Consider the following 16,841-nt stretch of genomic DNA (forward strand, 5'->3'; position numbering starts at 1 on the left):
GATGGCCGAGATTTGCCTGCGCCAGGCGATGGAGTGCACGAATCCGCCTGTTCATACTGGTCTCCAACGAGTGGAGGTGAGCCATGAACGAGCAGATCAAACGCGGCACCCTGGAGATGATCAGCGCCATGCTGATCTGCGGCACCATCGGCTGGTTGGTGGTGGTCTCGGGTCAACCGGTGCTGGACGTGGTGTTCTGGCGCTGTGTGTTCGGCGCCGCGACGCTCCTGGCGATCTGCGCGGCCATGGGCTTACTGCGCCCCGGTATTCTCACCCCCGCCACGTTCGGCCTGGCGCTGCTCAGTGGCGCAGCTATCGTCGGCAACTGGGTGCTGCTGTTCGGCTCCTATTCGCGAGCATCCATTGCCATCGGTACGGCGGTCTACAACGTGCAGCCGTTCCTGCTGGTGTTGCTGGGCGCGCTGTTCCTCGGCGAGAAAGTGACGGCGCAGAAACTCGTCTGGTTGGGCGTTTCCTTCGTCGGGATGCTGGCGATCGTCAGCGCGCACGGCGAGGCAGGGCAGGTGGGTAGCGACTATCTGGGCGGCGTCGCCCTGGCTCTCGGCGCGGCGGCCCTGTATGCGCTGGCGGCGCTGATCATCAAGCGCCTGACCGGCGTGCCGCCGCACCTGATCGCGCTGATCCAGGCGGTGACCGGTGTCCTGCTGCTGGCGCCCTGGGCCAACCTGTCGCCGCTGCCGCAGGCCAGCAGCGCCTGGGCCAGCCTGGCGACCCTGGGGATCGTGCACACCGGCATCATGTACGTGCTGCTCTATGGCGCGATCCAGAAGCTGCCGACGGCGCTGACCGGTGCGCTGTCGTTCATCTACCCGATTGCCGCGATCTTCGTCGACTGGTTAGCCTTCGGCCACCGCCTGACTCCGTTGCAATGGCTGGGCGTGGTCGCCATCCTGCTGGCCGCTGCCGGCATGCAGCGCGGCTGGAGCCTGAACCTGCGGCGCCTGGCCTGGCGCTGAAATCCGTGCTTGCCTGACAATGCCGGGGAACCTGTGCCGCTGCGCACCGGTCCTGTAGGCGGAATTCAAGCAAGGAACGGACTATGACTGCGGCTGCCCTGACGGCGGATTCATTCAGCCTGAAAAGGCCATCATCACGATTCATTCAGCTGCTGGGTGCGGCTGCGCTACTGGCGCTGGCCGGCTGCGGAACCCGTGCACCCAGCGTGCCGGAGCCGACGCCGGACGAGGTGCGCGGCACGTTGGCCAAGCTGATTCCCGCTGGCGCGTCCGACCGCCAGGGCTGGGCGAAGGACATCCAGGTCGCCTTCACCACCCAGCGCATTCCGGCGACCACCGAGAACCTCTGCTCGGTGGTGGCGATCACCGAGCAGGAGTCCAACTTCAAGGCTGATCCGTCTGTGCCAGGGCTGGGCAAGATCGCCCGCGCCGAGATCGATCGGCGTGCAAGCAAGGTGCATGTGCCGGGTTTCCTCATCGATACCGCGCTGGCACTGAAATCGCCGAACGGCCGCACCTACAGCCAACGCCTGGCGAGTGCGAAAACCGAGCGGGAGCTGAGCGCGATCTTCGATGACTTCATCGGCGGCGTACCGCTGGGGCAGCAGCTGTTCGGCCGCTTCAACCCGGTGCACACCGGTGGGCCGATGCAGGTCAGCATCGAGTTCGCCCAGGCACATGCCGAAGGCTATCCGTATCCGGTGGACGGCAGTATTCGCCGCGAAGTGTTCAGCCGCCGTGGCGGCATGTACTTCGGCATCGCCCACCTGCTGGGCTACCCGGTGAACTACCCGCGCCAGCTCTACCGCTTCGCCGACTTCAACGCCGGCTGGTACGCCAGCCGCAACGCGGCGTTCCAGCGTGTGGTGGCGGATCTCACCGGCATCACCCTGGCACTGGACGGGGACGTGATCCTCTACGGCAGCTACGATGCCGGCAGCACCGAGAAGGCGGTGCGCACCCTGGGGCCGAAACTGGGCATGAGCGAGCGGGAAATCCGTCGCGACCTGGAACTGGGTGACAAGCCGGAATTCACCAAGTCGGAGCTCTACACCAAGGTCTTCGCGCTGGCCGAACGTTCCGCGGGCAAGCCGATGCCGCGGGCGATGCTGCCGGGCATCACGCTGCACAGCCCGAAGATCACCCGCCAGCTCACCACTGCCTGGTTCGCCCAGCGCGTGGACGAGCGTTACCAACGTTGCCTGGGGCGCGCGCCGAAGAACTGAATCAGTCGCCCTCGGCGGGCTGACAGATGCCGTTTGCGCCTTTGGGCCCGGTATAGGAAACGGTGGCGCTGCCGTCGTCATTGAGGCTGATGGAGACGGTTACGCCTTCGCCCTTGGCCTCGATGTACTTGTCGTTCTTCTGTTTGATCTTGGCTTCCTTGCCATTGATGTAGATGGGCCCGCCCTCGTCGGTGTGGACCTGGACATCGTTCGGGCAGTCGTAGTTGAGCATGGGGATGGCGGCAACAGCGGGCTGCACGGCGATCAGCAACAACGAAGCGATCAGTAGCGGTTTCATGGCGTCTCCCGGACGGGTACGAGCGCGGTGCAAGGCCGCGCGGACTCCCACAGCTTAGTGCAGACGCCGCCGTACGCTACAGCGGGAGAGGGCGCAGGCGTGCGGCCGGCTCCGGTTCGGTGCCGCGCAGGACGAGGCGGGTGATGGTCATCGCCGCTGCTTCGAAGTCGTCAGCGGCGGGTTGCGCCTTGCCGGTGATCATCGCGATCTGCCAATCGAAATCGACGTAGGTGCGGGTGGCGGCCCAGATACTCAGCAGCAGGTGCTGCGGGTCGACCGGGGCGAGCAGGCCGCGGTCGATCCAGGCGGCGATGCACTCGACGTTGCGGCGCGATTCCGCGCGCAGGCGCTGCAGCCATTCCGACGGCAGATGCGGCGCCCCGTGGAGCATCTCGCTGGCGAATACCTTGTAGGCGTGCGGCCATTGGCGGGCGATGTGCAGGCGCGCGCGGATGTGCGCAGGCAGCGCCCAGGCAGGATCGTCGCACTCGCGCAGCAGGGCTGAGGCCTCCAGTACTGCATCCACTACGTTCTCCAGCAGGCGCAGGTAAAGGTTCTCCTTGCTCTGGAAGTAGTAGTAGACGTTGGACTTGGGCAGCTCGGCGCGGCTGGCGATGTCCTGGGTCTTGGCGGCGGTGAAGCCTTTCTCGGCGAACTCTTCGCCAGCGGCCAGCAGGATGCGCTGGCGGTTGCGGTCACGGATGCTGAGGGCAGGACGCTTTCGGCGGCGCGTCGGGGTAGGCGCGGTCTGGGGCATGGGAAAACATCGGGGCAGTGAAACGAAGGATCAGAATATAACTTTCTATATAGCGATTGCCCACCCACTGGACGCACTGGCGGATGGCCATTTATCCGCCAGTAGATTGAACCTGCCATATGACGAATCTGTCAGAGCCAGTCTGAAACCTGGGAAGGGCCTGAAATGCTGTTCGTAGTCATGCTGGGCGGACGCCATCCGCGTGCCCGGATCGAAGTCCACGATGTCGCCTTCGTCATCGGCGACAACCTGAAGTCCACTTATGCGCAACTGCGCGAGGCCTGGTTCGGCAGCCCGGACGGCCTGCACATCGACTCCTGGCTGGAGGTGGATGGCGTCGAGGCCTATCGTGTCGAGTTCAGCGAGGCGATGCCGGCTCCGGGCGAGCAGCGGCTGTTCTTCGTCAACCTGGGCGGCTACGAGCTGGGCAGTTTCGGCGAGGCGCACCAATATGTGCTGGTGGCCGCGCGCGACGCCGCCGACGCGAAGGTACGCGCCAAGCGCCGCATGCCGCGCAGCTGGGACAAGGCGCACACCGACGCGGTGATCGACGTCGACGACTGCATCGCCATCGACCAGGTCGGCGGGCGCTACGTGCACCTGGTGGAGGGCGAGAGCCGCGGCATCGTGCAGCGCAGCGACTACATCGTGTTGTGAGCCTTCATGGTACTGACACGGCCCTGTCATAAAGCCTGACGTATAAGGGGCGCATTGCCGACCCCGTGCCGAGGTAAAGATGACCGAGAAACGCCGAGTCCTGTTCGTCTGCGTCGCCAATGACGCCCGCTCGCCGATGGCCGAGGCGCTGCTGCGGCACACCGATGGCGAGCACTTCGAAGCCTTCAGCGCGGGTATCCGTCCGACCGCCATCGACCCCCGCGCGCGCAACGTACTGGAGCACGCCGGGATCTCCGTCGAAGGCCTGCGCAGCAAGTCCATCGACGAATTCCGCGGCCAGCATTTCGATTACCTGATCGACCTGTGCGACAAGTCCACCGACGAGGGCGACGAGCTGCCGACTTCCAGCGAGGTGATCGTGTGGAACTTCGTCGACCCGGCTCACAGCGAGCAGCACGACCCGTTCCGCCACACCCTGCAGGAAATCAGCGACCGCCTGAAACTCTTCGAAATGGTGAAGAACCGCGACTGAGGTTTCCGGCGATGACAAAGCAAAAAGCCCGCATGGAGGCGGGCTTTTTGCTTTGTAGGCCACAGGATTCGCCGTTGCCTGGGGAGGATTGGCGGCGGATTCCTGTAGAGATGGGGCGCTGGTCCTTCAGCGCAAGGGCATTCTGGCCGCCCCGCATGACAGAGCGGTGACCGCCTCGTGAACAGGTGATGGCAATGGGTAGGCAACCCTTTATCACTCGGCGGCATGAGCACTATCGATCCCGACAAGTGGTCAGGCGGGGAGGGCCTCGCTAGAGTCACGCTCAAAGTCATGTCCGCGGCGTTGCATGCTGGCGCCTGCGTGACCCGAATCGGAGTGCCTATGAAGTCCCTGTCAGATATTGCCTTCTCCATGCTCGACCTGGTGCCCGTGCGCGACCAGGGCACTGCCGCCGAGGCGTTGAACAATGCCGTTGCAGTTGCCCGGCACGTCGAGCGCCTGGGCTTTACCCGCTACTGGCTGGCGGAGCACCACAACATGGACGGCATCGCCAGTTCGGCCACCGCCGTACTGATCGGCCACATCGCCGGCAAGACCGAGCGCATCCGCGTCGGCTCCGGTGGGGTGATGCTGCCCAACCACCCACCGCTGGTGGTGGCGGAGAACTTCGGTACCCTGGAAACACTTTATCCTGGCCGCATCGATCTGGGCCTGGGCCGCGCGCCCGGCGCTGACCAGGCGACCATGCGCGCGCTGCGTCGTGATCGACTGGGCGATGGCGCAGACTTCCCCGAGCAGGTTGCCGAGCTGGAAATGCTCCTCGGCCCGCGCCGTTCCCAGCAGTCGCTGCTGGCGATTCCGGGGGAGGGCACCAACGTGCCGATCTGGCTTCTGGGCTCCAGCCTGTTCAGTGCGCATCTGGCGGCGCAGAAGGGCCTGCCCTACGCCTTCGCCTCGCACTTCGCGCCGCGCTACCTGCACGACGCGCTACGCATCTACCGCGAGAACTTCCAGCCCTCGGCGGTGCTCGACAAGCCCTATGCCATGATTGGCGTGCCGCTGGTAGCCGCGCCGACCGACGAGGAAGCCGAATACCTGGCGACCACCGCCTTCCAGCGTGTGCTGGCGCTGATCCGTGGCGACAGCCTCAAGCAAAAGCCGCCCGTGAAGAGCATGGCTGGCCTGTGGCTGCCCCATGAGCAGGATGCCGTGGGCAATTTCTTCGGCCTGGCGGTGATCGGCGGTCCGGAAAAGGTGCGCAGCCGTCTGGAAATCCTGCTGGAGCAGACCGGCGTGGACGAGATCATCTTCACCAGCGACATCTACGACCATGAGCTGCGCCTGCGCTCGCTGGAGATCGTTGCCGGCCTGCGTGGATAGACGTTCTTCGTAGGATGGTGTGGAGCGAAGCGATACCCATCGCAATCGTTCGGAAACGGCTGATGGTTATCGCAGGCTCCAGCCATCCTACGCAAGGGCAGCGCCTCAGGCCTGCTCGTCGTCCTTCTTCTTCAGCAGGTCCGCCAGCCCGGCCAGCCCCTTGTGGGTGACCTTCGGCCCTTTTGCGCCTGCATCGTTGCTGTTCTGGTAATGCAGGTCGACCTGCCGCTGGTGTTCGTTGTCGTGGCAGAACAGGCACAGCAGTTCCCAGTTGGAGCCATCCTCGGGGTTGTTGTCGTGGTTGTGGTCACGGTGGTGGACGGTCAGCTCGCGCAGGCGCACGCCGCTGAACTCGCGAGCGCAGCGGCCGCAGATCCAGGGGTACATCTTCAGGGCTTTTTCGCGGTAGCTGGTTTCGCGGCGGCGCTGGGCTTCGGCGAGGACGGCATCGACTTTACTGGTGGGCTGGTTCATGGCTCGTGGCAGAGGTGCGGAATCGGACCTTCAGCATAAGTCCGCTACTGCGCGCTGGCTACGGCCGGGGCATGTCCGGGCGCGACCAGATCCACAGATTGCCAACCGCCATGCCGAGGATCACCGCGTACAGCCAGAGGCCGTGGGGCAGGGTGATCAGCATGATCGCCAGGGCGGCGAGCATCGCCAGGCTGGCGCTGATCTTGGCGCGGCGGGCGACGGCGCGGCCGTTGCGCCAGTTGTGCAGGATGGGTCCGAACAGCCGGTGGTTCTCCAGCCAGGCAGACAGCCGCGGAGAACTCTTCGACGCGGCCCAGGCGGCGAGCAGGACGAACTCGGTGGTCGGCAACCCCGGCACCACCAATCCCACCATACCTACTCCGAGGCTGGTATAAGCCAGCAACGCAAACGCCAGTCGGGCCAGCCGCGAACGCGCGGGGCCGAAGGGATTGGCGCGCGCCGCATTGGCAGGCGCGCGCTCGAGAGCGTCAGACGGCGGCGGGAGCACTGTCGTAGCTGTGTTGCAGCAGGTGGGAGAAGCGCTCGAAAGCAGCGATGGCGCCGGCTTCGGCTTCACGCTCTTCGGCCTCGCTCAGCTCCAGGGCGTCGAGGGTACGGGTGAAGCGTTTCCAACCCTCGGCACGGCCGCCTTCGGGCTCGCCCAGGTGGCGCGCGCCAGTGTTCTCGTCCAGGCCCATCGCGGCGACGCGCTTGATCAGGAAGGCAGCGCCGAGCTTGGAGCCTTCGGAAACGAACAGCCAGCCCAGGGCATGGGCCAGGCTCGGTTTATCGACGGCGCCGGCAACCGGGGCGGGCACTTCGGTGTCGAGGTCGGCCAGGTCCAGGCGGGCCTGTTCGGCGCGGCAGCGTTGGGGCAGGTCAGGGAAGATCTTGCCCAGCTCGGCGTCCTGGTACAGGGCCTGCAACTCGGACTGGAACAGGTACTGGGCGACCACGAAGCGGGCGAAACGCTCGCGGCTGGAGAAGGGCTCGCGGGCCTTCACAGCGTGGTCGAGACGCTCGTGGGGGGCGTGGGTCAGCGCGTTCAGGCGCTGCGAGCGCAGGGTGGGGAGTTCCAGGGTGGTCATGTCCAATTCCTTGAAATTACAGGGCTTTACAGACGAGACGAATCAGCGTTGGGAAAGCGTAAAGATTGTCGGGTGTTCAATGGGTGATGCCGGATCGAAGCGGGTTCGCGAGCAAGCTCGCTCCTACAGGGTTTGATGCTCTTCGTAGGACCGAGGGGGACGCCTAGTCCTTGCTCGCGAACAGAGTTGGCACGGGGTTCATCAGCAATCCCGTGCCAGTCAGTGCATCAGATATCCCACACCAGGTTGATCGCGAAGTTGCGGCCCGGCTGGGTCAGGCGGTCGAGGTTGGCCGGGGCCAGTACCGAGGCTTCGCCGACACCGTCGTAGCCGCGCACGTCATCCCACAGCCAGTACTTCTTGTCGGTGAGGTTGTACAGGCCGGCGTTGAGGGTCAGGTCGTCGGTCAGCTTGTAGTAGCCGGTCAGGTCGAGGATGCCGAAGCCCGGGGTCTTGAACTGGCTGCTGGTGCCGTCCGGGGCGTTGAACTGGCTGTCGTCCACGCGGTTCTTGCGCTTGACGAGGGTCCAGTCGAGCAGGGCGCCGTAGCGGCCGGCCTGCTCGTCGTAGCCCAGGCCGAATACGCCGGTGAGCGGGTTGACGCTGTTGATCGGCTCGCCGGTGTCCTTGTTGCGGCCGTAGGCGTAGGCCACCGAGCCCTTGGTGTAGAGGCCTTGTGGTGCGCCGAAGGCACCCAGTTCCAGGCGGCCCTTCAGCTCCACGCCCTTGATGATGGCGTGCTTGATGTTGTTGCTGGTGAAGGTCGGTTCATCGTAGCCGGGGGTGATGGCATCTTCGTTGATGAAGTCGCGGTACTTGTTATAGAAGACCGCGACGTCGAACGAGCCTTCCTCGAAGTTGCCGCGCAGGCCGGTCTCGTAGCTCTGGCTGCGTTCCGGGTCCAGGTCCGGGTTGGGCTCCACGCGGTAGCCGCTGGTGGGGTTGTCGAAGCGGCCGTACAGCGCCTTGGCGGTCGGGGTGCGGAAGCCCTGGGCGTACTGGCCGTACCACAGGTAGTTGTCGTTGAACGCGTAGGTCACGCCGAGCTTGGGCGAGAGCTGGTGCCAGGTCTTGCTTTCGCTGCTCACTTCGCCATCGCCGCTCTGGTCGACGGTGTTGAGGAATTCTTCGGTGACGTGCGGCTTCAGGCGGGTGTGGTCATAGCGCAGGCCGGGCAGGAAGGTCCAGTCGTTCCAGCGGATCTCGTCCTGGGCGAAGAGGGCATAGGTGTCGATGGTTGGATCGGGAAAGTCGCTGCTGCGCGCCAGTTGGTCGCTGGCCACGGTGCTCGGGCCGCCAATGGTGGGGCAGGTGCGGCTGACGGCCAGGCAGGTGGCGCCGCCTTCACGGTAGCCGGTGACTTTCTGGCGCTTTAGGGTGGTGCCGTAGGTCAGCAGGTGGTCGGTGTCGCCCAGGGCGAAGGCCTTGTCCATCTGCAGGTCGAGCACCCACTGGCGTTCCTTGTACTGGGTCTCGCGGGTGCGCAGTATCTGCCGGGTGATGGGGTAGTAGAACTCGTCGGTGCTCTGGTCGGTCTTGGCGATCTGGTAGTTGAAGGTCCACTTCAGGTGATCGGCCACCGCGCTGTCCAGCAGCATCTGGTGTTCCAGGCCGTAGCGTTCGCGGGTGATGGTGTCGTTGCCGGTACGCCACTGGTACATGCCGCCGGGCAGTACGGAGTCGGGGATGGTCGGCGCGCCATTGAAGTACGGGCCGCCGTAGGCGCTCTTCTGGTCGGTATCGACGTCGTCCTTGTACTTCTCGTAGACCAGGCCGAAGCGGCTGCCTTCGGCGTAGTTCCAACCCAGCTTGGCCAGCACGTTGGTGGTGCGCACATCTTCCGGGTTGGCTTCGGTGCGCGACAGGCCGGTGCCGCCGTGGCTGCCGTAGGACTCGGTCTCATGGCCGTTGCGTTGGCTCAGGTGCAGCAGGCCGTCGAAGTCGTCGTGGCGGCCGGCGACGGTGGCGGAAGTCAGCCAGCTGTCATCCGCGGAGCTGTAGCCGGTCTTCAGGCGCGCGCCGACATCCTGGCCGTCCTTGATGATGTCGTCCGGGTCGAGGGTGAAGTAGCTCACCGCGCCACCGATGGCGTTGCTGCCGTACAGGGCCGAAGCCGGACCACGGAGAATTTCCACGCGCTTGACGATTTCCGGGTCGACGTAGTTGCGCTCGGTCTGCGCGTACGGGCCATTGAAGAAACTGTTGGGAATCTCGACGCCGTCCACCTGCGTCAGCACGCGGTCGCCGTCGATGCCGCGGATGTTGTAGCCGGTGATGCCGGCACGGTTGCCGGTGCCGCCGACGGAGACGCCGGGCATGTCGCGCACCAGTTCCTTGATGGTGTTGACGTTCTTGCGGTCCAGCTCTTCGCGGCCGACGACGTTCACCGTGGAGGGCACCGAGGTGACGCTCTGCGCCTGGCGGGTAGCGGTGACGGTGAGCGGCTGCATCTCGGAGACCGAGGACAGGTTGCGCTCCAGCACCACGTTGCGCGGCCCGAGCTGGCGCACGGTGAGGCCGGTGCCGCCGAGCAGGGTCTTCAACGCGCGCTCCGCCGGTAGGCGGCCGCTGACACCCGGAGATACCACGCCGTCGGCCAGGTCGCCGGCAACGCCTACCTGCCAGCCTGTCACCGCGCTGAACTGGTTCAGTGCCTGGGGCAGCGGCTGACGGGCGATATCGAAGCTGTAGCCGGCCTGGGTCTGGCTGGCTTCGGCCGCGAGGGCGGAAGTGGCCGGGAGGCTGGCGAGGCCGATGGACAGGGCGAGCAGCGAGATGCTGGCCGGCGCGGACAGCCGGCGCAGAGGGGCACGCGAAGAAGCAATGGTCATCGAAGGGCTCTCTTAGTCAGTCTTTGTTCGCATTCGTAAATGCGAATCTATTGCATTGGCTTCTGACTAAACGAACGAGCCTTTCGAATCGCGTAAAAATATTTTCCGTGCTGGAAGGCGATCAGTTGAGGATCAGCAGTTTCGGGTATTCGTGCAGCTCGGCGGAGGTGATCTGGGCCAGCGAGCGGGCCACGCCCAGCGGGTCGTCCAGGCGCCAGTTGCCGGTGACGCTGACGTTGTCCAGGCGCTCGTTGGTGTTCACGATCCAGCCGGGGTAGTAACGGCGCAACTCGGCCAACACCTGGCTCATCGGGCAGTTCTCGAACACCATGCGGCCCTTCACCCAGGCCAGTTGGGATTCGGCCTCGGTGCCGTGCTGGCGTTCGCCGAAACCTTGCGGGCCGACGCGGATGCTGTCGCCAGCGCCAAGGCTGACGCGGGCGTCGTCCAGGCGCGTGCGCAGGTCCACCTCTCCGCGCTGCACGCTGACTTCCGCCTCGTTGCCCAGGTAGCGCACGGCGAACGCCGTGCCGCGCACGGTGACCTGCACCGGCCCGGCTTCCACCTCGAACGGGCGGCTGCGGTCGTGGGCAACGTCGAAGAAGGCTTCGCCGCGGTAGAGGCGGGCGACGCGCTGCTGGTCATCGACCCGGCTGGAGAACGCGGTGTCGGTATTGAGCAGCACGTTCGATCCATCGGCCAACTGGACTTTCTGCCGTTCGCCCACGGCGGTCAGATGGTCGGCGCGCAGGCGCGTCAGCAGGTCGCCCTGAACCATGATACCGATGGCGAGCACCAGCGCCGCGGCCGTGGCGACCGGCTTCCAGAAACGGTGCTGGCGACGCAGTGGCTGAACCATGGCCTGCCCCCGCTTGCGCTCCAGGCGCGCGGCAGCGACCGGCAGCAGTGGCGATTGCCACGCATCACGTACGCGCTGGTACGCCCGTGCGTTGCCTTCGCTGGCAGCGAGCCAGGCATCGAAGCGCGCGCGGGTGGCGGCGTCCATGTCGTCCTCGAGGATCAGCCAGTCGAGGGCTTCGGCCATCTGCTGGTCGTCGGGTGGGGCGGCGTGGGGCAAGGGGCGATCCTCGGGGCGGTGCTGAGAGGGTGAGCCGCGCATTGTTGTCGAATCGGCCGGCGAACGGTAGTCCGTCATACCGTTTCCTCAAGGCGGCTGACCAGTCCGACACAGATTGCCATGATCAGTTTCAGTTCCTTCTGCACCGTGCTGGCCGAAACATCGAGCTGCTCGGCGATCTCCGCGTAGCCGCAGCCATGCAGGCGGCTGAGGATGAAGATGCGCTGCTGGCGCTCGCTGAGTTCTTCGAGGGTGGCACCCAGGCGTTCGAGCAGTTTCTCCGCGTGCAACTGGTCTTCGGCGCTGGAGCCCGGCGCCGGCACAGCCTGCACCACATCGAAAGGCACGTCCTCGAGCATGGTCCGCGACTGCATGCGCAAGTGGCGCAGGTGGTCCAGGGCGAGGTTTCGGCCGGTCTGGAAGAGGAAGGGTTCCAGGTGATCGATGCGGCGTTCGAGCAGGGTGCGGGCGACGCGCAGGTAGGTTTCCTGCACCAGGTCTTCGGCGATGCTCGGGTTCTTCACCATCCGAACGAGCGTGCGCAGCAGCGGCAGGCGCTGGGCCAGAAAGACCGCGTCGAGGTTGGAAGTGCTCACAAGGGCGTCCAGCAGGAATAATTTTCAAATGATAATCAATGTTATTCAGCTGCGACTGATGGCACAAGCCCATCCGTGGTTCCGCTGGTGTAAGGGGAAATGAAAAAAGGGCGAGGCGCGCGGGGCGCCTCGCCCATTCCCTCAGCCGGCTGGTGAGGGGCAAGCGGGACTCAGGAGCGCACGGGGCGTGCGTTCAGGCGGGGTTCGTCGTTGCCGGAGTGTGCCTGGTTGGCCGCTTCCGGACGGCTGTTCCAGTGCGGGATCAGGATGCCGGCGGCGATCAGCGCGGTGACGGTGAAACCGATGAACACGGTGTAGGTGTCGAAGTAGCCCGGCAGCAGACCACCGAGGATCGCGCCGATGGAACCGCAGCCGTTGACGAAACCTGCTGCCGTGCCGGCTGCTTCGCCGGTGCCGAAGTCCACGGCAGCGGCGCCGCTGATCATGGAGTCCGGTCCGTACAGGGTCAGGCCCATCATGAACAGCAGGGCCAGTACCAACAGGCTGCTGCCGGTCTGCATGGCCGGGACGAACAGCGCCAGGCACACCGTCAGGCCGAGCAGGCTGATCACGCAGGCCGGCATGCGCCGCGCGCCGAAGATGCGGTCCGAGGCGTAGCCGATCAGGATCGGACCGAGCAACCCGGCGACTTCGAAGGCCGACGGCAGGATTGCCGCGCCGACCTTGCCCAGCCCCGGCATGCGTTCGTAGACGATCACCGGGCCCCAAAGCAGGATCGCGTAGCGCGCCGGCTTGAGCAGGAAGTAGGCAAGGCCCAGGGTCAGCACGGTGCGATTGCGCAACACCTTGCCGAGGATGCGCAGGGACTTGCCGTTCTCGCCCTCGTGCTTGAAGCCGGCGTAGTTCACCGCCTCGGGCTGCTGCACATCGGCTTCCACCGGCGGCAGGCCGACGTCCTGCGGGCGGTTGCGTTGCAGCAGCAGGAACAGGATGGCGACGGCGCCGACCACAGCGGCGGTGGAGTAGAACGCAGCATGCCAGGTGCCGAATACTTCATAGGCCCACCAGCCGGCGAAGGGCGAGGCGACCAGCCCGCCGAAGGCGTAACAGGTGCTCCACAGCCCGAGCACCCGGCCGCGCTCATGGGTGGCGAAGAAGCTGCCGATGTTCTTGCACAGCCCCGACCAGCCGGTGGATTGCGCCAGGCCCTGGACCACCATGCAGGTGGCGAAGATCGGCAGGGTGGCGAAGCTGCCCATGACCAGGGCGGCAGCGGCGGAGATCAGCAGGCCGCCGAACACCACCACGCGCGGGCCGTAGCGGTCGGCGAAGACGCCCCAGGTGAACTGGCCCACGGCGTAGGCCGTGAGGTAGATGGCGTCGAGGTTGGCCATCGCGATCTTGTCGAGATGGAAGGTCGGGTCTTCGGCGATGCCGAGCTTGGCCACCGAGAAGGCTTTGCGGGTGAAGTAGAAGGCCGCGTAGGCCAGCCAGGTGATGGCGAAGATCTGCCATTTCCAGCGCGCCAGGGAGGCGCGCGGCGAAGCGGTGCCGTGAGGGTTGAGCATGGTCTGACCTCGTTGTTGTTGTGCTGTGCCGGCAGTCAGTGAGTAACGCCTGTTTCTTGTTGTTGTTCTGGAAGCACGTCGCGCCGTCTTTGCGGTGCGGGTCAGAATCGCTGCAGCTGTTCTGTGCCGCCGTTCCTCGCAGGTGTTGAGAAGCGGCGGTGGAGCGATGGAAACAATTTCGAATAAATAACTGAAATCGATTTATCAGATTTCAAAAATAAGCTGGGCTTGTATGACAGAGCGCCATGACGCTAGTGTTCTGCGCGAATGACCTTTCAGTCGTGTTCTGTCCGATGGCGGATGACGGGTCAGAACCTTCCCGCAGAGGCGCGCCCATGTCCGTTTCCCACGCCCAGCTCAAGGCCTTCCATGCCGTCGCGGTACACGGCAGTTTCACCCGCGCCGCCGAGCGCCTGTTCCTCACCCAGCCGGCGGTGTCCGACCAGGTGCGCAAGCTGGAGGAGCGCTACGGCGTGTTGTTGTTCCACCGCAACAAGCGTTCGGTGCGCCTGACCGAACTGGGCGAACGCTTGCTGGCGGTGACCCAGCGGCTTTTCGTGATCGAGGCTGAGGCGCAAGAGCTGCTGCAGGAATCCAGCGCGCTGCAGACCGGCAGCCTGACCCTTGCGGTGGATGCACCGGTGCATGTGTTGCCGCAGATCGCGCGCTTCTGCCAGCGCCATCCGGGCATCCGCGTGAAGCTGGAGACGGGCAACACCGACGAATCCCTGCAGCGCCTGTTCGACTACCAGGCGGACCTGGCGTTGCTGGGGCGCGAGGTGCAGGACGAGCGCCTGCTGACCTTCACCTTGCGCAGCGATCCCATCGTTGCCTTCGTCGGCCGCAGTCACCCGTGGGCCGGGCGCGCATCCATCGAGCTGGCTGATCTCGACGACACGCCGCTGGTGTTGCGCGAGCAGGGCTCGGTGACCCGGCAGATGCTCGAAGCGGAAATGGCCCGCGCCGGCCTGCGCATCCGTCCAGCCATCGAAGTGGAAGGTCGCGAGGCATCGCTGGAAGCGGTGGCAGTGGGGATTGGTGTGGGTGTGGTTTCGGCTGCTGAACTGGGTGCGGATGCGCGCGTGCATGCGCTGCCGATCCTCGACTGCCACTGGCGCATGAGCGAGACATTGGTGTGCCTGCGTGAGCAGAGCACGCGGCGGATCGTGGCGACCTTTCTCGATCTGGTGAAGGAAGATTTACCGACGGAGTAGGGCGGCTGTTCGCATTCATCCGAAGGTTCCGTCGGCACCTGTAGGGCGAATAACCCGGAACGGGTTATCCGCCAGGACGGCGGATAACGCCCTACAGGGGATATCGGCGCGCGGCGTTCCTAAAGTCGATTCACAGGCGATGACTATCAGCCCTCCGCCAACTCCAGGAACGCACTCACCACCCGCAACCCCCGGCGCCGTTCCAGGCAGCCGATGGCGTGGCGGTTGAGCAGCCCATCGCCGCTCAGCGGAATCGCCTTTACCCGCGGGTCCGGGCTGACCTCCAGTGATGACACGATGCCGATTCCCAGCTCCGCCGCCACCGCTTCTGTGACCGCCTCGCGACTGTCCAGTTCCAGCAGCACGCGGGGCTCCACCGAGGCCGTCGAGCAGGCTGCATCGAAGGTCCGGCGGGTAATCGAATCGGGCTCGCGCAGCACCATGATCTGCTGGTCCAGCTCGCCCAGCGGCAGCTCGCCAGCGTGCCCGCTCCAGGCATGGCTGGCTGGCACCAGGGCGCAGATGCGTGACTCCACCAGCTCGCGCAGGAACAGCCCGGCGCGCGGCTCCACCTCGGTCAGCACGGCGATATCGACGTGCTCGTCCATCAGCGCGGCGAGGGTTTCCTGCGCGTTGCCCAGGCGCAGGTTGACGGTGATGCCGGGGTAGCGTGCACGCAACCGGGCGAGCATCGGCATCACCAGGTGTGGGCCGTCGGCGGCCACTTCGATACGCCCGGTCACCAGCTCGCGGCTGGCGTCGAGCATGGCCTCTGCTTCCTCTTCCAGGGCGAACAGCGTGCGACTGATGGCCGAAAGGCGTACGCCATCTTCTGTCAGCTCTACACCACGCGCAGTGCGGCGGAACAGGTTGACCTGGTAGTGCTCCTCCAGCGCCTTCACATGCCCGGTCACCGCCGGCTGGCTGATGAACAGGCGCTCGGCGGCGCGGGTGAAGCTGCGTTCGCGGGCGACGGCGTCGAAGGCGCGGAGCTGGAAGAGGTTCATGAGGTATATGTCCGGCTTATGCAGTGCATCGTGATAAACAATTTGAACGATATCTGCCCGGCCGGCAAGTTATGCCCAGGCCACGGCGAACCCGCCCGGCCCAACCGAATTCAGCCCTGACGACGTTCCCAAGAAAGAGGAATCGAGCATGAGCACTGCCGAGCGAGCCCCCATCCTGCTGACTCCCGGTCCGCTGACCACGTCCCCCCGCACCCGTCGCGCCATGATGGTCGACTGGGGTTCCTGGGACCGCGATTTCAACGACCTGACCGCCGACGTCTGTAAGCGCCTGCTGGCGATCATTCACGGCGAAGCGACCCACACCTGCGTTCCTCTGCAGGGCAGCGGTACCTTTTCCGTCGAAGCCGCCATCGGCACCCTGGTGCCGCGTGACGGCAAGGTGCTGGTGCTGATCAACGGCGCCTATGGCAAGCGCCTGGCGAAGATCTGCCAGGTGATCGGCCGCGAGTTCAGCACCTTCGAAACCGAAGAGGACGTGCCGACCACCGCCGCCGACGTCGATCGCCTGCTCACTGAAGACCCCAGTGTTACCCACGTCGCCCTGATCCACTGCGAGACCAGCACCGGCATCCTCAATCCGCTGCAGGACATCGCCAGGGTCATCGAGGCCCACGGCAAGCGCCTGATCATCGATGCCATGAGTTCCTTCGGCGCGCTGGACATCGACGCTCGCCACATTCCCTTCGATGCGCTGATCGCCGCTTCCGGCAAATGCCTGGAAGGCGTGCCAGGCATGGGCTTCGTCTTCGCCCGCAGCTCCGCCCTGAATGCCAGCACCGGCAACTGCCACTCGCTGTCCATGGACCTGCAGGACCAGCACGCCTACATGGCCAAGACTGGCCAGTGGCGCTTCACTCCGCCTACCCACGTGGTGGCTGCGCTGCACGAAGCGCTGAGCCAGTACGAGGAAGAGGGCGGTCTCGCGGCCCGTCATCAGCGTTACGCAAACAATTGCCAGACTCTGCTGGCGGAGATGGCCGAGCTCGGGTTCCGCAGCTTCCTGCCGGCGGAAATCCAGGCGCCGATCATCGTCACCTTCCACGCCCCGAGTGATGCTCGCTACAGCTTCACCGAGTTCTACAACCGGGTGCGCGAGAAGGGCTTCATCCTCTACCCGGGCAAGCTGACCCAGGTAGAAACCTTCCGCGTCGGTTGCATCGGCCAGGTCGACGCCAGCGGCATGCGCGCTGCAGTCGCGGCCATCGCCGAAACGCTGAAGGAAATGGAAGTCTTCGAAATCTGACGCCCGCCCGA

At 65.3% G+C, this 16,841-nt stretch carries 17 protein-coding genes; 7 read left to right on the forward strand and 10 right to left on the reverse strand.

The window, feature by feature from the left end; translation table 11 throughout:
- Nucleotides 1-83: 83 nt before the first annotated feature.
- Nucleotides 84-977, forward strand: a complete 894-nt coding sequence (locus tag ACKI1H_RS17440) for a DMT family transporter (protein ID WP_440465754.1) — start codon at nucleotides 84-86, stop codon at nucleotides 975-977.
- Nucleotides 978-1,129: 152 nt separating this feature from the next.
- A complete protein-coding gene (locus tag ACKI1H_RS17445; RefSeq protein ID WP_440468880.1) occupies nucleotides 1,130-2,203 on the forward strand; it encodes a DUF1615 domain-containing protein in 1,074 nt (357 codons plus the stop codon).
- Between the two features lies 1 nt (nucleotide 2,204).
- Here the strand turns inward: ACKI1H_RS17445 and ACKI1H_RS17450 are convergent, their stop codons facing one another.
- Both ACKI1H_RS17450 and ACKI1H_RS17455 read right to left on the reverse strand, forming a co-directional pair.
- Complete coding sequence (locus tag ACKI1H_RS17450) at nucleotides 2,205-2,501, reverse strand: hypothetical protein (RefSeq protein WP_138522831.1); 297 nt, start codon at nucleotides 2,499-2,501, stop codon at nucleotides 2,205-2,207.
- Between the two features lie 76 nt (nucleotides 2,502-2,577).
- Nucleotides 2,578-3,258: a TetR/AcrR family transcriptional regulator gene (locus tag ACKI1H_RS17455; protein ID WP_138522833.1), complete on the reverse strand. Its 681-nt coding sequence runs from the start codon at nucleotides 3,256-3,258 to the stop codon at nucleotides 2,578-2,580.
- A 165-nt stretch (nucleotides 3,259-3,423) separates the two neighbouring features.
- Between ACKI1H_RS17455 and ACKI1H_RS17460 the strand changes: the two genes are divergently transcribed.
- The 3 genes from ACKI1H_RS17460 (at nucleotide 3,424) to ACKI1H_RS17470 (ending at nucleotide 5,749) form a co-directional block, all read left to right on the forward strand.
- Nucleotides 3,424-3,915, forward strand: a complete 492-nt coding sequence (locus ACKI1H_RS17460; protein WP_138522835.1) for a DUF1543 domain-containing protein — start codon at nucleotides 3,424-3,426, stop codon at nucleotides 3,913-3,915.
- A 79-nt stretch (nucleotides 3,916-3,994) separates the two neighbouring features.
- On the forward strand, nucleotides 3,995-4,408 hold the full coding sequence (locus ACKI1H_RS17465; RefSeq protein ID WP_138522837.1) for an arsenate reductase ArsC: 414 nt from the start codon (nucleotides 3,995-3,997) through the stop codon (nucleotides 4,406-4,408).
- A 342-nt stretch (nucleotides 4,409-4,750) separates the two neighbouring features.
- Nucleotides 4,751-5,749, forward strand: a complete 999-nt coding sequence (locus tag ACKI1H_RS17470) for an LLM class flavin-dependent oxidoreductase (protein WP_280055852.1) — start codon at nucleotides 4,751-4,753, stop codon at nucleotides 5,747-5,749.
- Between the two features lie 105 nt (nucleotides 5,750-5,854).
- Here the strand turns inward: ACKI1H_RS17470 and ACKI1H_RS17475 are convergent, their stop codons facing one another.
- The 7 genes from ACKI1H_RS17475 to ACKI1H_RS17505 form a co-directional block, all read right to left on the reverse strand.
- Complete coding sequence (locus tag ACKI1H_RS17475; protein ID WP_138522841.1) at nucleotides 5,855-6,223, reverse strand: YajD family HNH nuclease; 369 nt, start codon at nucleotides 6,221-6,223, stop codon at nucleotides 5,855-5,857.
- 58 nt (nucleotides 6,224-6,281) lie between these two features.
- A complete protein-coding gene (locus tag ACKI1H_RS17480) occupies nucleotides 6,282-6,647 on the reverse strand; it encodes a YbaN family protein (RefSeq protein ID WP_280055861.1) in 366 nt (121 codons plus the stop codon).
- A gap of 64 nt (nucleotides 6,648-6,711) precedes the next feature.
- The gene (locus ACKI1H_RS17485; protein ID WP_440465755.1) at nucleotides 6,712-7,311 is read right to left on the reverse strand and encodes a biliverdin-producing heme oxygenase; all 600 of its coding nucleotides are present in this window, start codon (nucleotides 7,309-7,311) and stop codon (nucleotides 6,712-6,714) included.
- A 227-nt stretch (nucleotides 7,312-7,538) separates the two neighbouring features.
- Nucleotides 7,539-10,142 (reverse strand): TonB-dependent receptor, encoded by a 2,604-nt coding sequence (locus ACKI1H_RS17490; protein ID WP_440465756.1) that lies wholly within the window; start codon nucleotides 10,140-10,142, stop codon nucleotides 7,539-7,541.
- A 121-nt stretch (nucleotides 10,143-10,263) separates the two neighbouring features.
- Nucleotides 10,264-11,187 carry a FecR family protein gene (locus ACKI1H_RS17495; RefSeq protein ID WP_440468881.1) on the reverse strand — a complete coding sequence of 308 codons (924 nt, stop codon included), beginning with the start codon at nucleotides 11,185-11,187 and terminating at the stop codon, nucleotides 10,264-10,266.
- Nucleotides 11,188-11,294: 107 nt separating this feature from the next.
- Complete coding sequence (locus ACKI1H_RS17500; protein ID WP_138522849.1) at nucleotides 11,295-11,816, reverse strand: RNA polymerase sigma factor; 522 nt, start codon at nucleotides 11,814-11,816, stop codon at nucleotides 11,295-11,297.
- 170 nt (nucleotides 11,817-11,986) lie between these two features.
- Nucleotides 11,987-13,345: an MFS transporter gene (locus ACKI1H_RS17505; RefSeq protein WP_138522851.1), complete on the reverse strand. Its 1,359-nt coding sequence runs from the start codon at nucleotides 13,343-13,345 to the stop codon at nucleotides 11,987-11,989.
- Between the two features lie 335 nt (nucleotides 13,346-13,680).
- On the opposite strand from ACKI1H_RS17505, the gene ACKI1H_RS17510 reads away from it, so the two are divergent.
- The gene (locus ACKI1H_RS17510) at nucleotides 13,681-14,559 is read left to right on the forward strand and encodes a LysR substrate-binding domain-containing protein (protein WP_138522853.1); all 879 of its coding nucleotides are present in this window, start codon (nucleotides 13,681-13,683) and stop codon (nucleotides 14,557-14,559) included.
- 146 nt (nucleotides 14,560-14,705) lie between these two features.
- Here ACKI1H_RS17510 and ACKI1H_RS17515 read toward each other — a convergent pair whose 3' ends face one another.
- Nucleotides 14,706-15,566: a LysR substrate-binding domain-containing protein gene (locus tag ACKI1H_RS17515; RefSeq protein ID WP_440465757.1), complete on the reverse strand. Its 861-nt coding sequence runs from the start codon at nucleotides 15,564-15,566 to the stop codon at nucleotides 14,706-14,708.
- 148 nt (nucleotides 15,567-15,714) lie between these two features.
- Here ACKI1H_RS17515 and ACKI1H_RS17520 point away from each other — a divergent pair, with 148 nt between their 5' ends.
- Nucleotides 15,715-16,830 (forward strand): 2-aminoethylphosphonate--pyruvate transaminase, encoded by a 1,116-nt coding sequence (locus tag ACKI1H_RS17520; RefSeq protein WP_440465758.1) that lies wholly within the window; start codon nucleotides 15,715-15,717, stop codon nucleotides 16,828-16,830.
- Nucleotides 16,831-16,841 lie beyond the last annotated feature (11 nt).

The sequence above is a fragment of the Pseudomonas sp. YH-1 genome, from assembly GCF_051990045.1.
GTDB classification, from domain to species: domain Bacteria; phylum Pseudomonadota; class Gammaproteobacteria; order Pseudomonadales; family Pseudomonadaceae; genus Pseudomonas; species Pseudomonas nicosulfuronedens.